Origin of the sequence: Sporosarcina sp. Marseille-Q4943 (assembly GCF_943736995.1) — a bacterium.
In the GTDB taxonomy this organism is placed as follows: Bacteria; Bacillota; Bacilli; order Bacillales_A; family Planococcaceae; genus Sporosarcina.
On sequence record NZ_OX031157.1, the window covers coordinates 885513 to 901112 of the forward strand.

The 15600-nt window shown below is 46.9% G+C and carries 15 protein-coding genes, 1 tRNA gene and 2 pseudogenes; 1 reads left to right on the forward strand and 17 read right to left on the reverse strand.

Features of this window, described 5'->3' with window-relative positions; genetic code table 11:
- Positions 1-2: 2 nt before the first annotated feature.
- The 11 genes and pseudogenes from gpmI to clpP form a co-directional block, all read right to left on the reverse strand.
- The gene (gene gpmI / locus NIT04_RS13370; RefSeq protein ID WP_252504062.1) at positions 3-1529 is read right to left on the reverse strand and encodes a 2,3-bisphosphoglycerate-independent phosphoglycerate mutase; all 1527 of its coding nucleotides are present in this window, start codon (positions 1527-1529) and stop codon (positions 3-5) included.
- Positions 1522-2283, reverse strand: a complete 762-nt coding sequence (tpiA, locus tag NIT04_RS13375; RefSeq protein WP_252504063.1) for a triose-phosphate isomerase — start codon at positions 2281-2283, stop codon at positions 1522-1524. Before tpiA ends, gpmI begins: the two co-directional genes overlap by 8 nt.
- Positions 2284-2296: 13 nt before the next feature.
- Entirely contained in the window at positions 2297-3478 is a 1182-nt protein-coding gene (gene pgk / locus NIT04_RS13380) for a phosphoglycerate kinase (protein WP_252505109.1), read from the reverse strand.
- Positions 3479-3623: 145 nt separating this feature from the next.
- Positions 3624-4631: a type I glyceraldehyde-3-phosphate dehydrogenase gene (gene gap, locus NIT04_RS13385; RefSeq protein ID WP_252504064.1), complete on the reverse strand. Its 1008-nt coding sequence runs from the start codon at positions 4629-4631 to the stop codon at positions 3624-3626.
- Positions 4632-4680: 49 nt separating this feature from the next.
- Positions 4681-5715 (reverse strand): sugar-binding transcriptional regulator, encoded by a 1035-nt coding sequence (locus NIT04_RS13390; protein ID WP_252504065.1) that lies wholly within the window; start codon positions 5713-5715, stop codon positions 4681-4683.
- Between the two features lie 137 nt (positions 5716-5852).
- Complete coding sequence (locus NIT04_RS13395) at positions 5853-6080, reverse strand: glutaredoxin family protein (RefSeq protein ID WP_256470616.1); 228 nt, start codon at positions 6078-6080, stop codon at positions 5853-5855.
- Positions 6081-6362: 282 nt separating this feature from the next.
- Positions 6363-7163, reverse strand: a complete 801-nt coding sequence (locus NIT04_RS13400; RefSeq protein WP_252504067.1) for a YgcG family protein — start codon at positions 7161-7163, stop codon at positions 6363-6365.
- Entirely contained in the window at positions 7160-7744 is a 585-nt protein-coding gene (locus NIT04_RS13405) for a LemA family protein (RefSeq protein ID WP_252504068.1), read from the reverse strand. The genes NIT04_RS13400 and NIT04_RS13405 overlap by 4 nt, the downstream gene beginning before the upstream one ends.
- A gap of 397 nt (positions 7745-8141) precedes the next feature.
- Positions 8142-9074: pseudogene (locus NIT04_RS13410) on the reverse strand (IS3 family transposase); the annotation flags it as partial.
- Positions 9059-9265: pseudogene (locus tag NIT04_RS19160) on the reverse strand (transposase); the annotation flags it as partial. The pseudogenes NIT04_RS19160 and NIT04_RS13410, both read right to left, overlap by 16 nt.
- 315 nt (positions 9266-9580) lie before the next feature.
- Positions 9581-10189, reverse strand: coding sequence for an ATP-dependent Clp endopeptidase proteolytic subunit ClpP (gene clpP / locus NIT04_RS13415; protein ID WP_252504069.1), 609 nt, complete (start codon positions 10187-10189; stop codon positions 9581-9583).
- A gap of 184 nt (positions 10190-10373) precedes the next feature.
- Between clpP and NIT04_RS13420 the strand changes: the two genes are divergently transcribed.
- Positions 10374-10445, forward strand: a tRNA-Arg gene (locus NIT04_RS13420).
- 104 nt (positions 10446-10549) lie between these two features.
- On the opposite strand, the gene NIT04_RS13425 is transcribed toward NIT04_RS13420, so the two are convergent.
- The 6 genes from NIT04_RS13425 to trxB form a co-directional block, all read right to left on the reverse strand.
- Positions 10550-10807 carry an HPr family phosphocarrier protein gene (locus tag NIT04_RS13425; RefSeq protein WP_252504070.1) on the reverse strand — a complete coding sequence of 86 codons (258 nt, stop codon included), beginning with the start codon at positions 10805-10807 and terminating at the stop codon, positions 10550-10552.
- Positions 10808-10841: 34 nt separating this feature from the next.
- On the reverse strand, positions 10842-11789 hold the full coding sequence (gene whiA / locus NIT04_RS13430; RefSeq protein ID WP_252504071.1) for a DNA-binding protein WhiA: 948 nt from the start codon (positions 11787-11789) through the stop codon (positions 10842-10844).
- A gap of 27 nt (positions 11790-11816) precedes the next feature.
- Positions 11817-12800, reverse strand: coding sequence for a gluconeogenesis factor YvcK family protein (yvcK, locus tag NIT04_RS13435; protein WP_252504072.1), 984 nt, complete (start codon positions 12798-12800; stop codon positions 11817-11819).
- Positions 12801-12804: 4 nt separating this feature from the next.
- Positions 12805-13692, reverse strand: coding sequence for an RNase adapter RapZ (gene rapZ, locus NIT04_RS13440; RefSeq protein WP_252504073.1), 888 nt, complete (start codon positions 13690-13692; stop codon positions 12805-12807).
- Complete coding sequence (locus NIT04_RS13445; RefSeq protein ID WP_252504074.1) at positions 13692-14174, reverse strand: NUDIX domain-containing protein; 483 nt, start codon at positions 14172-14174, stop codon at positions 13692-13694. Before NIT04_RS13445 ends, rapZ begins: the two co-directional genes overlap by 1 nt.
- 388 nt (positions 14175-14562) lie before the next feature.
- Positions 14563-15513 (reverse strand): thioredoxin-disulfide reductase, encoded by a 951-nt coding sequence (gene trxB / locus NIT04_RS13450; protein ID WP_252504075.1) that lies wholly within the window; start codon positions 15511-15513, stop codon positions 14563-14565.
- Between the last annotated feature and the right edge of the window lie 87 nt (positions 15514-15600).

Sequence of the window (15600 nt, forward strand, 5' to 3'; positions counted from 1 at the left end):
TATTAGAATAATGGTGTTCCGGACATTTCTTCCGGCTGTTCGACTTCCAATAATTTTAGCATTGTCGGAGCAAGGTCCGATAGTATACCGCCTTCCCGCAACTCGATATCAGGTTTTGTAATGATGACCGGGACAGGGTTTGTCGTATGTGCGGTCATCGGCTTTCCTTCCATCGTCACGACTTCGTCTGAATTCCCGTGGTCCGCAGTGACGATTGCCGTCCCGCCTTTTAGCATAAGGGCGTCAATGATCCTTCCGAGGCATGCATCGACCGTTTCGATCGCTTTGATTGTTGGTTCAAGCATCCCACTATGTCCGACCATGTCAGGGTTTGCAAAATTAAGGATGATGGCGTCCTGCGTTTCAGCATCAATCTCTTTCAACAACGCTTCCGTCACTTCAACGGCACTCATTTCAGGTTTCAAATCATATGTTGCGACTTTCGGACTTGCGATCAGAATCCGTTTCTCGCCTTCGAACTCATCTTCCTTGCCGCCACTCATGAAAAACGTCACATGTGGGTATTTCTCTGTTTCGGCAATTCGCAGCTGACGGAGTCCGTTTTTCGAAAGCACTTCGCCGAGCGTGTTCTCCAAGTTTTCATTTCCGAAAACAACGTCTGCCCGAACTTCATCACTATAATGCGTAAATGATACGAACTTCAAGTTTTCGAACGTTTCCGGTCCGGTATGGAAGCCGTCGAACGCGGGATCCGTAAATGCTTTCGACAATTGAATCGCGCGATCAGGACGGAAATTGAAGAACACGACTGCGTCTCCATCTTTCACTGTTGCGACCGGCTTGCCTTCCTCCTCTATGATGAACGGTTCCACGAACTCATCATGGATACCTTCTTCATACGAAGAGAGGATGCCTTGTGCAGCATTTTTGAATGTTGCCCCCGTACCGTCGACAATCGCTCGGTATGCGCGTTCCACCCGGTCCCATCTTTTATCCCGGTCCATTGCGTAGAAACGCCCGGAAACCGTGGCAATTTTACCGACTTCAAGTCCTTCCATCACCTTTTCGGTCTGCTCGATATAACCTGGAGCAGTCTGTGGACCGACGTCCCTTCCGTCAAGGAATGCATGAATATAAACTTTCTTAATTCCATGCATTTTGGCGAGGCGTAGGAGGGCGAATAAATGCTCGTAATGGCTATGTACACCGCCATCTGATAGGAGCCCCATCAGATGGAGTGAAGAATCTTGCTGCTTTACGTGTTCAATCGCTCCTAGCAACGCCGGGCTCGTCATGAAGTCCCCGTCCTTAATGGACTTATTGATACGGGTCAAGCTTTGATAGACGATCCGGCCTGCACCGATGTTCAAGTGGCCGACTTCCGAATTCCCCATCTGCCCTTCTGGAAGGCCGACAGCTTCTCCGCAAGCGGTTAACGTCGAATGCGGATATTCGTTCCAGAGAATATCGAAATTCGGTGTGCTCGCTTGTGCGACCGCATTGCCGAACCGTTCCTCCCGCAATCCGAAGCCATCCAAGATGATTAATGCGACCGGCGCTTTATTCATTAGCCGCAACTCCGATCATTTCTAGGAATGAATCCGGCTCAAGGCTCGCTCCCCCGACAAGTGCGCCATCGATATGTTCCATTGAAAGCAACTCGCCAATATTGCTAGGTTTCACGCTGCCGCCATACTGGATGCGAAGAGCAGAAGCTGTCTCGTCATCATAGAGCTTGCCGATTTCAGCACGGATTTCCCCGCATACTTCATTCGCATCTTGAGCAGTCGCAGTTTTGCCTGTTCCAATTGCCCAAATCGGCTCGTAAGCGATAATCGCTTCTTTTGCCTGCTCTGCGTTGACTCCTTCAAACGCTTTTTGCACTTGGACTGCAACCGTCTCGACTGTCTTCCCTGCTTCCCGCTCCTCTAGGCTTTCTCCGACACAGACAATCGGCGTCAGTCCTTTCGAGAACGCTGCCAACACTTTACGATTTACCGCTTCGTCCGTTTCATTGAAATATTGACGACGTTCGGAATGGCCGAGAATGACGTATGGCACATTCAAGTCCGCTAACATCTTCGGACTGACTTCCCCTGTGAATGCGCCTTCGTCGACGTCATGCATCGTTTGAGCTCCGACTCTGAGTGGAGTGCCTTCCGTCAATTTCACAAGCTCAGACAAATAAAGAGAGGGCGGACAAATGACCGCGTCGATCTTGTCCGTTTCCGGCAAGCGGTCCTTCACTTCTGTTACAAAGTTTTTTGCTTCGTCCATCGTTTTATACATTTTCCAGTTACCTGCAATGATTCGTTTTCGCATTTTTCTTCCTCCGTCACTTATCATTCAGCGCCGTTACGCCTGGCAATTCTTTTCCTTCCATGAACTCCAAGGACGCACCTCCGCCTGTTGACACATGATCCATTTTATCAGCAACGTCGAACTTTTCGACAGCCGCGGCAGAATCCCCACCGCCGATAACTGTGTATGCTTCCGTTTCAGCCATCGCAAGTGCTACTTTCTTCGTACCTTCTGCAAACGGTTCCATTTCGAAAACACCCATCGGCCCATTCCAAATGATAAGCTTGGAATTTCGAATGACATCCGCATACATTTCAGCCGTTTCCGGTCCGATATCGAGTCCCATCCAGCCTTCCGGGATTTCATCGATTTTAACCGTTTTCACGTTTGCATTTTCAGAAAACGCATCCGCCACTACCGCATCGACCGGCAAATGGAGTTTGACGTTTTTCTCTTTCGCTTTTTGAATGAATGATTGAGCAAGCTCAATTTTATCTTCTTCGACTAGAGAGTTGCCTGTTTCATATCCTTCCGCTCTCGTGAACGTATAGGAAAGGCCGCCTCCGATCAATAAATGATCCACATTGTCCAACAGATTGTCGATGACACCAATCTTATCCTTCACTTTCGCGCCGCCGATAATGGCTGTGAACGGACGCTCCGGATTAGACAACGCCTTCCCGAGCACTTCCAATTCCTTTTCAAGTAAAAATCCGCTTACTGCCGGTATGTATTGGGCAATTCCTGCAGTGGAAGCGTGTGCACGATGAGCTGCACCGAATGCATCATTGACGAAGACATCTGCAAGTTCCGCGAACTTTTTCGCCAGTTCCGGATCATTCTTTTCCTCCCCGGCGTGGAATCTGACGTTTTCCAGAAGAATAATGTCGCCTGCATTCATTTCGGCAACCGCTCGTTCCACTTCTTCTCCAAAGGAAGTATCAAGCTTCTTCACGCTTTTCCCGAGGAGCTCCGCTAATCTTTCCCCAGCCGCTGTGAGTCTCATGTCCTCGTTCACTTCACCTTTCGGCCTCCCGAGATGACTTGCAAGAATCACTTTCGCTCCTTTGTCCGCCATGAATTCAATCGTCGGAATGGCAGCACGGATTCTCGTATCATCCGCAACTTCACCGTTTTCCATCGGTACATTGAAATCGACACGGCAAAATACACGCTTTCCGTCCAGTTCAATATCTTTGATCGTTTGTTTGGCTATCACGTAAACCGCACCCTTCCAAGAAAGTTAAGCGCCAGAAACGGCGAGGAATATAAAAAAAAGGAACGGGCTTTCCGTTCCTCCTACCCAATTATCTATTATAATGGGTCGCCATAAGAATGGCTATGTTTTATACACAGTGTGCTTAGATGCCTTTTTTATTCATGTAAAGAGCCAAATCGATACAGCGTGCGGAATAGCCCGTTTCATTGTCATACCAAGCGATGACTTTCACCATATTGTCACCCAATACCATTGTCGAAAGGCCGTCGACTGTCGAAGATGCTGTGTTTCCGTTGTAATCCGTTGACACGAGTGGAATTTCATTATAGTAGAGAATGCCTTTCAATTCGTTTTCAGAAGCCTTTCTCAAAGCGGCATTCACATCTTCCACTGTCACGTCCGTTGACAGCTCTGCGACGAAGTCGACGAGTGATACGTTCGGTGTCGGAACACGTACTGCCATGCCGTCTAACTTCCCTTTCAACTCTGGGATTACTTTCGTCACAGCGGAAGCAGCGCCTGTCGTTGTAGGGATCATCGACTCAGCTGCTGCACGGGCACGTCGATAGTCGGAATGCGGCAAATCCAAAATCCGTTGGTCATTCGTGTAGGAATGGACGGTCGTCATCATGCCCTTGTTAATACCGAATTGATCCTGTAACACTTTGACGACAGGCGCAAGACAGTTTGTCGTACAAGATGCATTGGAAACGACTTTGTCATTTGCAGGATCATACGAATCTTCATTCACACCCATGACGAGTGTTTTCATATCCCCTTTAGCCGGTGCTGACAAGATCACTCTTTTCGCACCCGCTTCGATATGTTTCATGAGCGCTTTTTCGTCTCTGAAGACGCCTGTTGATTCGATGACGACATCGATATCCAATTTGTCCCAAGGCAATTGGGAAGGGTCTTTTTCAGCGTACACTTTAATCTTCTTACCATCGACAACGAGATGATCTTCTTCTGAACCAACTTCAGCGTCAAAAATTCCGTGCACCGAATCGTATTTCAGAAGATGAGCAAGCATCTGCGCATCCGTTAAATCATTTACTGCAACGATTTCGATGTCATCATGCTTTTGCGCTTCCCTGAAAACCACCCTACCAATACGTCCAAATCCGTTAATCGCCATTTTAATTGTCATTTCCGTTACCTCCTATGATTCAATTCAAGTATTTACATAATTACCGAAGTTAATCTTCCATTTTCGCAAGCATCGCATGCGCAGCACCTTCATCCGTGACAAGGATCGTTTGGCGCGGGGCACTAGCCATATAGGACATGATTGCATCCGCCTTACTTTTCCCGCCTGCAACAGCGATGATGAGCCGCACTTTCTGCAACTGCTCCGTCTGGATGCCGACTGTCCTAATCCGATGGACGACGTTTCCTTTTGCGTCAAAATAATAGCCGAATGCTTCACCTTTCGCGCCTTGCTCCCGCAGATGAACACATTCATCCTCGGGCGTATCCCGCAAGTCCGCCATATGATGCGCATCTCCAATTCCATGGAGGACGCAATCCGTCTTCTCGTAAAGCTCCATCATACGGATAGCGGTCGGCTCACGCTTGAAGATTTGATGCGCTTCCTCGCTAAGCGATTCGGGGTAATAAAACGTGCTATACGTCCCTCCGCTAGCTTCTGCGAATGAGGCGGCAATGACATTCGCCTGCAGTCCGATATCGTCTCCGACCCCACCCCTAGCTGCAATGAAGTGCAAATGATTGGCATCTTCGATGGAATGGATGTGCTGCGGAATGGCCGCGACCGTGCTACCGCCTGTGACGGCAATGATCTTACCGTCCCCTATCCGGCCCATGAATTCTGAGGCAGCTTCTTTTCCCATCAGACTTTTCACTGCTGGATTTTCATCACAATCTCCCGGGACAATTTTCACGTATTGAATTCCTAATAAGGAGCCCAATTTCCTTGCGACCAATCCTTGCCCTGTCCATTCGTCGATCGTCGGTCCGAGTGAGTCGAGGACTGCTGCACCTTCAGTCGTAATGGTCGCGCCTTCCTTCGCAACGCGGATAAGCCCTTCCGTTCGCATTGTTTCCAACAAGTTCCGACATTCCCGTTCTGATATATCCGCCATCTGGCCAAGCGGTCTTCTTCCGATCGGACCAGCGACTTCGATGAATTTCAAAACTTTGTACCGCTGATGTAATATCTCCATCATTTCTGGCACAAGCTTTCGTTGCGCCTCTATAATTTTCGGGATCATTGGTAAACCCCTCTTTCACGATAGGACGAATTCGACCCACCTGTTAATTATTTGTCCCACCTACTGCAAAAAAATATAAATCTTATTATTAGTATATACCTCACCGTCAATAAGTTCAAACTTCTTGATATGTATTTTTAGAATAAATCGATTAAATCCACGTAACCGATGGATCCGAATAAGAGCACTTCGCCATCCTTCTCTAAGACAGGAATCATCATCATATATTTCTCATGGCTTTCATCGTCCGTTTCAATGTAGATTGTCGACCACGTCAACGGAAAATCCTCCTGTACGAGCTTCATCATCGATTCCGCCTCGTCACATAAATGACAGCCTTTTTTTGTGTAAAATTGAACATGCATGTAGAACACCTCGAAGTAGCGTTTTCTTTCAGTATAAATGAAAAGCGGTGTTTTACAAAAAGTTTTGTAAAACAATATATTGCCCCCAGGTTTTCCGAAGCTTACCGCTAGCTTTCCGCGGGCGAGCGGCAAGCCGCTTCGTCGCTTCGCTCCTACAGGGTCTCGCCTGTCTCGCTTTCCCGCAGGAGTCAAGCGGACACTTCTCCAAACCAAATGGTAAAGGCAGTTCAAACTTCGAACTGCCCTTCAATTTCAATCATTATTCAACTCTAGATTAATTAATCACCAACTTCGACCTGCGCCGCCTCCGCCACCGGAACCGCCGCCACCGGAGAAGCCTCCTCCTCCACCGCCGCCAAAGCCACCAGGGAAGAAGATCATCCCGCCTCTGCCTCTACGTCTTCCTCCAGGACCGCCACCGCCGCCGCGGCCACCGCCCATGAAACGGAAGAGCAGAAAGATGATAATGAAAATGATAATTGGGGAAGGGATGCCGATGCCTGATCCGCCGCCTTGGCCAGCGAGCGTGTTCACTTCGGCAACTTCACCATTCCACCCGTATTCTGCAGCGATTTCATTATAATAAGACTTGTAAGCATTCATGATCGCCATATCGGGTTGTTCATTTCTTAAATATGGCACTGCGACTTCATCCATAATTCTGCCGACTTTTCCGTCCGGCAATGCGCCTTCCAGTCCGTATCCTACGGTCAATTCAAAGTGCCGGCCCTTCTCACTATTTTCCGGATACGGAATTGTAGTTACAACTAAAAGGGCGCCATTATCTTCTCCTTTTTTACCAAGCCCATATTCACGCAACGCTTTTACTGCAAATGTTTCAACAGGTTCCGCTCCAATGGTCGGCAGTGTCAATACTGCTAGTTCAGCACCCGTCCCGGCATTCAACTGTCTACCTAACCGGTTCAGCTCCACTTTCTGTTCGGCGGATAGAATGCCTGCATGATCCTGGATATAGTAATCCGAGAAATTCCACGGCGGGACGTCAGCTGCCAACGCCATCGCCGGCATGATCATAACGCTAAGACATACAGCGATCATGCAACGGAATGTTCTACGGATCACTTGCTGTCATCTCCGAAATCGAAATCGACTTTAGGCGCTTCGTTTGCAGCTGCATTCGCTTTGAAATATTCCTTCTGTTCGAATCCGAATATCGAAGCGACGAGTCTACCTGGAAAACGCTTCGTCTGCCTATTGTAGTCGGCGACGACATTGTTATAATCCATCCTTGCTACGCCGATCCTGTTTTCTGTTCCGGCAAGTTCATCCATCAATTGTGCGAAGTTCTGATTCGCTTTCAAATCAGGATAATTCTCCACAACGACGAGCAATCGTCCAAGCGCATTCGAAAGCTCCGTATCCGCAGCAGCCTGTTCTTCCGGTCCTCTTGCCCCAGCAAGTTTCGCGCGGGCATCGGATATTGAAGCAATCACTTCCTTCTCGTGACTCGCATATCCTTTGACTGTGCTTACCAAGTTTGGAATCAAATCAAGTCTGCGCTGTAACTGATTTTCGACTTGTGCATAAGATTGATCAACATTCTCTTCCAAGTTGACAAATTTGTTATAGCTTGGTACTAGCATGAAGCCAAGTACGACAAGTATGACAACAATGATGGCTATTGGCCCTAATATCCTTTTCATCTTTTCACACTCCATTCGATATATTGTGCAATACCCAACCGGCATCGCTTCCGAAACACTTGTGTTGGTATACTATTTATCGTATGTCATGCGAAAAGGTTTCAAACCCATGAAAATATATCCTGTTTGTGCTTTGGGAGATTGCTTTGAGCGCGAGGGCCGTCGCTTTGAGCGCGGGAGCACATACTTTGAGCGCAGGAGACGTTGCTTTGAGCGCGGGGACACCTGCTTTGAGCGCGGGGGCCGTCGCTTTGAGCGCGGGGACACCTACTTTGAGCGTGGGAGCACCTGCTTTAGTCGCGGATGGTCTTCTGTCAAGAAAGTGGACACGATACAATGAGCGTTTATTTTCAAAAGCCTACCGCGCTGCGCTTGGTGTACTTTCGTAAAAGAGCAGTTAAAAAGACAACTGCTCTTCCACGAAAGTTGCGGGTGGTTGTTGAGCGTTTTTCTCCTTTTCAGTCTGATAGGCCTTCTCATAATCGTTCGGTGATACATAGTTCAAAGTGGAATGGCTTCGTTTTTCATTATAGAAAGAGATGATATAGTCCAGCACAGCCATTCTAGCTTCTTCGCGTGTTGTGAATTTTGTACGGTAGATGAGCTCCTTCTTAATCGTTGAATGAAAGGATTCTATACAGGCATTGTCGTAACAGTCGCCTTTGCGGCTCATGCTGATTTTGCATTTCTTTTCCTTAAGAAGATCGACGTAATCAGCCGATGCATACTGGCTCCCCTGATCGGAATGGTGAATCAGTCCTTCTGCAGGAGAGCGGAAGTTTAGAGCTCTTTCAAGCGCCAGTTTCGGCAGTTCCTTGGATAGGTCTGTCTGAATATTAAAGCCGACAATCTTCCGAGAAAAAAGATCCATGACAGTCGCCAGGTAAAGCCAACCTTCAATCGTCCAGATATAGGTGATATCGGCGACCCACACCCTGTTAGGGGTGTCTGCGCTGAAGTTGCGCATCAGTAGATTAGGGTAGATTGGGTGGTTGTGATTGGAGTTTGTCGTCGTCTTGTACTTTGATGGCACCAACGCACACAATCCAAGGTCCCGCATATAGTTGGCCACGGTCTTCTCAGCTAGAAAAACCTCTTTCTTCTCCAACTCTTTTTTGATTCGCGGGCTGCCATAAACTTGTCTCTTCTCGTAAAAAATCTTACTAATGAGTACTTGCGCCTCTTCCTTTTTCTCTTGGGAAGGGCTTTTTTCTTTCTCGCGCCATTTATAGTAACCGGTCCTAGAAACCTGGAGTACTTGGCACATCTTTGTCACGCTGTATTCCTCCCGATGTTCTTCAATGAACTCATAGATTACTGCGGGTTTCTTGAAAAGATGTGCATAGCCTTTTTTAGGATTTCATTCTCTTCTTGCAGATCACGAATTTGTTTCTCCATGTCTCTTTGGCGTTTCATTTGTTCAGTCGGGGTAAGATATTCAACACCGTCTCGCTCCGCTTGGATTTTCTGTCTATGCTCGCTGACCCATCTTCGTAAGGAGCCCAAGGGAATTCCCATTTCCCTGGAGACATCAGTCTGCTATTTCCCTTCCTCCAACACAAGTTTGACTAAATGCTTCTTAAGGTCATCGTCAATTCTTTTACCCATTTTGGACACTCTCCGTTCGCATATTATTGTTATCTTAATCCAAACATGCTCATTAGATTGTGTCCACTTTTTATACTACCTGCACGGATGCGCTTGCTTTGGACGCGAGAGCACTTGCTTTGGACGCGGAGGCACCTGCTTTGGACGCGGGAGCACTTGCTTTGTTAATCCCGAACAAATTACATAAAAAACCGACTCCATAAACAGAGTCGGCTCTTCGTACATCTATTATTTTTTCGGGTTCAATTCTTTCATGTCGCTACGTGTGATGATATGGTCAATCAAACCATATTCCTTCGCACGTTCAGCCGTCATGAAGTTATCACGGTCTGTGTCTTTCGCGATTACGTCAATAGGCTGGCCTGTGCGCTCGGAAAGGATCGTGTTCAATTTTTCACGTAGGAAGAGAATGCGTTTTGCTGCGATTTCAATTTCAGTCGCCTGGCCTTGCGCTCCTCCAAGCGGTTGGTGAATCATCACTTCTGCGTTAGGAAGCGCATACCGTTTTCCTTCTGTACCTGCTGTCAAAAGGAAAGCTCCCATTGAAGCGGCCATTCCGATACAAATCGTTTGGATATCCGGCTTGACGAATTGCATCGTATCGTAAATCGCCATACCCGCTGTGATGCTTCCACCTGGACTATTAATGTAGATGGAAATGTCTTTCTCTGGATCTTCCGCTTCAAGGAATAGCAATTGGGCAACAATGGAGTTTGCCACATTGTCGTCGATTCCGCTTCCTAGCATGATGATCCGGTCTTTCAATAAACGGGAGTAGATATCATAAGCACGTTCTCCCCGGTTCGTTTGCTCAATAACTGTAGGTATTAGATTCATCTTGTTTCCTCCTTATGAATGGGTCAGGATTTTCGTTCTGCTGAAACCAGTTGTTTCAACTGTACATCTATCATACATATTATGGTCAATAAAGGTCAAATATAACGCTTTTAAAATAGGTATTGCAATTATACCTGTTTCTTTGTATAATGAATCTTGTCTGTTACTAATAACAGTAATAGTTGCCCTCGTGGTGCAATGGATAGCACGCAAGATTCCGGTTCTTGAAATGTGGGTTCGACTCCTGCCGAGGGCGTTATAGTGTTTATAAAGAAGCCTGTAAACATGTTTTCATGTTTACGGCTTTTTTTATTTTTCAGCCGTTTCCTATATGCATAGTGAAACGGCTGTTATTTATTATTAGTTTTCCTTCTCAACAAGTTCTGTAAGGGTTTCGATTGCTTGATCTTCGTCGACGCCTTCTGCGATCAATGTCACTTCCGCGCCTCTAGCAATTGCCAAGCTCATTACGCCCATGATGCTTTTCGCGTTTACTTGACGTTCATCCCTCTTTATAAATACATCTGCCGTGAATCTATTTGCTTCTTGCACGAATAGTGCAGCTTGTCGTGCTTGTAACCCGGTCTTCATTTTCACTTCAACCGTTCTTTCCGCCATACTCCTTCGACTCCTTTCTTTCCGATCCGTTCTATCATCGGCTTACAATACCTCCGCTACGGAGATTTTCTGCGATTTCTTCGATTTTCCGAAGACGATGATTCACTCCGGATTTACTTACTGTACCGCCGCTCACCATTTCGCCAAGCTCTTTCAAGGTGACGTCCTGGTGTTCTATGCGTAGTTGAGCAATCTCCTGCAAGCGGTCAGGCAATTGATCCAGTCCGATTGTGCTCTGGATGAATTTGATATTTTCAACTTGTCTCTGTGCCGCTCCTATCGTCTTATTCAAATTGGCAGTTTCACAATTGACAAGACGATTGACGCTGTTTCGCATATCCCTCAGAATGCGGACGTCTTCGAATTTCATTAAGGAGACGTGCGCTCCGATCAATCCTAGGAAATCCGAAATCTTCTCCGCCTCTTTCAAATAGGCGATATAGCCTTTTTTACGTTCAATCGATTTCGCGTTCAATTGGTATTTATTCATTAAATCCACTAATGCTTCACTATGCTCTTTGTAAAAAGAGAAAATCTCCAAGTGATAGGAGGAAGTTTCGGGATTGTTGACAGAGCCGCCTGCAAGGAATGCTCCACGCAAATACGATTTCTGGCAGCATTTCCTTTTCACCAATTGCTCTACAATCTCATTTTTAAATTGAAAGGTTCCCGTCAGTATATACAAGTCCTCCAATAATTGCTTCGCTCCATCGCGAATTCGGCATATGTAGACGTTGTTCTTCTTCAGGCGCATTTTCTTACGGACGAGCAACTCGACTTTATAAGGATATAGCTTCTTAATATTTGAATAAAGTCTCCTAGCAATTGCCGCATTTTCTGTTTGCACGTCCAAGCTTAATTGTTTATTCGAAAATGATAGGGCTCCGTTCATTCTGATGAAGGCGGCGATTTCCGCTTTCACACAGCATTCTTTGGAATCGATTTGTGTCAGTTCCTTTTTTACTTCAGATGCAAAAGACATGATTTTCCCCCTCTCTCACGGCGATGATCAGGTCTCCTCGCTAACGATCGTACCTTCCATATAACCCATGATCCATGATGCGACTTTACCGGCGTCATGGATAATTCTTCCGTCCAAAACCGTCGAAAAGTCCCCTAATACGATAGTAGGGACGAGCAGTTGCAAAGCATCTATGTCATTTTCTACAGGGAGCTGCGCCACGGACGGCTCTTCCCCGTGTAATAACGTTTGGAAATCCGTCTTATTCAACAGCACCGTGTCAATGAATTGACTGCCGGCATGATCATATAGTGCCTTCACATGCTCGGACGCAGTGTACTGATACGTTTCACCTTCCTGCGTCGTCAAGTTATTGATATATACCTTCTTCGCTTGAGACGCCAGGACGGCATCACGGATATCCCTCACAAGTATCGTCGGCAGAATGCTCGTATATAAGCTTCCAGGCCCAAAAATGATTAAATCTGCCTCCTTGATGGCCTCCACCGTTTCAGGCAAAGGTTCGACCTCTTGCGGAGACATATAGACTTTCCGAATTTTGCGCCCATACACCGGGATTTTAGACTCACCGGTTACAATTGTGCCATCATCTAGCTCCGCATGCAAGGTGATCTTTTGGTTTGCAGCTGGTAACACTTTTCCCTTAATATTCAAAACACGGCCCATCTTTTCAACTGCGCGTGCAAAATCCCCTGTTATGTCCGTCAATGCGGCAAGCATGAGGTTCCCGAGCGAATGCCCTTTCAAATCGTCCGAGTTGGAAAACCTGTATTGGAACATTTTTTCAATCAATGGCTCGACATCTGAAAGCGCTGCCATCACTTGACGGATATCGCCTGGTGGCGGGATATTGTATTGATCCAACAGCCTTCCTGAACTGCCGCCGTCGTCCGCGACCGTAACGATCGCGGTAAGATCGACTGGATAGGCCTTCAATCCCCGAAGCAACGTGGACAATCCGGTCCCGCCTCCAAAGACGACAATTTTCTTCATTTTCCCGGATTGCAACATAGTGTCAACCCTTTCTCTTCTCTACATCTCGATGAGTAATCAGTGTCTTGTATTCCTCTTTAAAGCGATTTCCAAAATACTCTGCAAGCGACACGGATCGATGTTGTCCGCCCGTGCATCCAAATGCGACGACCACTTGAGATTTTCCTTCGTTCTTATATTGAGGAATGATAAATTTGAACAGGTCTGTCAACTTTTCAATCAGCACTTGCGTATCATTCCATTTTAACACATATTCGTATACTTCTTTCTGTAAACCGGTAAGCGGTCTCAGATCTTCGATGTAATAGGGGTTAGGCAAAAAACGTACGTCGAACACGACGTCCGCATCGATCGGCATGCCATGCTTAAAACCGAAAGAAATGAAATTGAGGGTGAATGCAGTGTCTCCGGTCGAAGAGAATTCCGACATGATTTTTTCTCTTAATTCCCTCGGTTTCAGCTCGGAGGTGTTGTAAATGGAGCGTGCCCGACCTCTCAATTCTGATAAGAGGGTTCTTTCTTTGCGGATGCCTGTCAGCGGCAGCCCGCCTTCCGCGAGCGGATGCGACCTTCTCGTTTCCTTGTATCGTCTGACAAGCGTCTCGTCATCCGCATCCAAGAAGAGAAGCTTCGTCGATACTCCGTCCATTTGGAGCAAGTTATCCAACGCGCCGATCAACGCGTCAAACAGGTCGCCGCCTCTTGTATCCATGACTGCGGCGATGCGTCTCATCTTGTTTTCGGATTTCATCATCAAATCCAGAAAAGTGACGAGCAGCTCAGGAGGCAAATTATCGATACAATAGAACCCCAGGTCTTCGAAACTTTGCATTGCAACTGTTTTCCCTGCACCTGACATGCCAGTGATGATGACTAATTCGACATCGCTGTTCGGTAATTCATTCTCCATTAATTCTGGTCACCTTCCATTGATTTTTGTATGCGTTCATCCAACAGTTCAAACTCTTCTGTATAATAAAATGTACCATATTGCACGCCTGTTTGGGAGGCTGCAAATAATAAATTCGTTCGATCGCCTTCCGCCATCGGAAGCGTCTTCAAGCTTTCGACAGGATGCCATTCGAGCAGGCCTTCCCTGTTCGATTCATAAGGCGTTCCAATCAGATCTTGCGCAACGAACGTGTACAGCATCCATTCGTTCAGTAATTCATTTGTATCCTTATCTACGATCATCATTGTGTAGATGCCTTTCACGTGCGGATTGACGGGTGTCGCTCCGGTTTCTTCTGTAAATTCACGGATGGCGGCATCGTAAATCGATTCGCCCGGATCCATCTTGCCTCCGGGTGCCACATACCAATTCCGTCTCGGTTTTTTCAATAAAAGAACTTGGTTGTCTTTGAGTACGAGTAAATTCGCGATTCTTTGCATGACCATTTCCTCACTTCTCTCTATACGCATGTAACCATTATACAATGTTTTGAAAGCAAACGACAAAAAAAGAAGACCACCTGCCGTTTGAAGGGCAGATCGTCTTTAAAATGTTGCTATATTAAAAAGGGGGGTCAATTGATATTCTTATCATAACCTTTTTGTATTGCAGGACGGTTACAGTTAGATTAAAGATAGATTAATGTTGTTAACCCGGATTCCCACTGCAAGCGGACGCTTTCCGTGGGCGAGCGGTGAGTCTCCTCAGTCGCTGCGCTCCCTGCGGGGTCTCCCCTGTCTCGCTTTCCCACAGGAGTCGCCGCCTTTCGCTTCAATCCGCAAATTACATTAAATTAAAAAGAGATCCCATACAGGATCTCTTCGATAATCAAACCTCAGCAGCCATTTTCTCTGCGAGTTCTTCGATGTATTTTTGGCATGCTTGTGCTGCGATGCTGCCGTCGCCTGTTGCTGTGACGACTTGGCGGAGTGTTTTTTGGCGTACGTCGCCGGCTGCGTAGATGCCCGGCACTTTCGTTTCCATCTCTTCGTTCGTGACGATATAGCCGTGTTCATCCAAGATGCCTAGGCTTTTGAAAGGAGCCGTCAACGGATCCATGCCGATATAGACGAACATGCCTTCCGTATCCATTACCGTCTCCGTGCCGTCCACTGTTGAGACGAGTGTCACTGAGCCGATTTTGCCGTCTTTTTCGTTAACTTGCTTGACCGTCGAATTCCAGATGAAGTCGATCTTCTCGTTTGCAAACGCACGGTCTTGAAGGATTTTTTGTGCGCGAAGTTCGTCGCGTCGGTGAATGATTGTCACTTTGTTTGCAAAGCGCGTCAAATATCCACCTTCCTCGACTGCGGAGTCTCCGCCGCCGATGACCACGATCTCTCTTCCTTTAAAGAATGCTCCGTCACAAACTGCGCAATAGCTGACGCCGCGGCCTGTCAATTCCTTCTCACCCGGTACGCCCATTTTACGATACTCGGCACCGGTCGTAATGATGATGGCTCGAGCTTTATATTCTTTATTGCCTGCTTTGATCGTTTTGAAATTTCCTTCATCTATCACTTCGGTTACGTCGCCGTAAGCATATTCCGCACCGAAAGCTTTCGCATGCTCAAACATTTTAGTCGAAAGATCAGGACCGAGGATCGTTTCGAATCCAGGGTAGTTCTCAATCTCTTCCGTGTTTGCCATTTGTCCGCCCGGGATGCCGCGCTCCAGCATAAGAGTCGATAAACTCCCTCTGGATGTGTAGACTGCAGCGGTCATTCCAGCTGGACCAGCGCCAATGATAATGACGTCGTATATTTTCTCGGTAGTCATACATTTTCCTCCTCCAGTACATATACCACTGTCCAAATCGTATAAGATTCCAAGGAGGCATTCAATATATATGCTTACATGTATTGA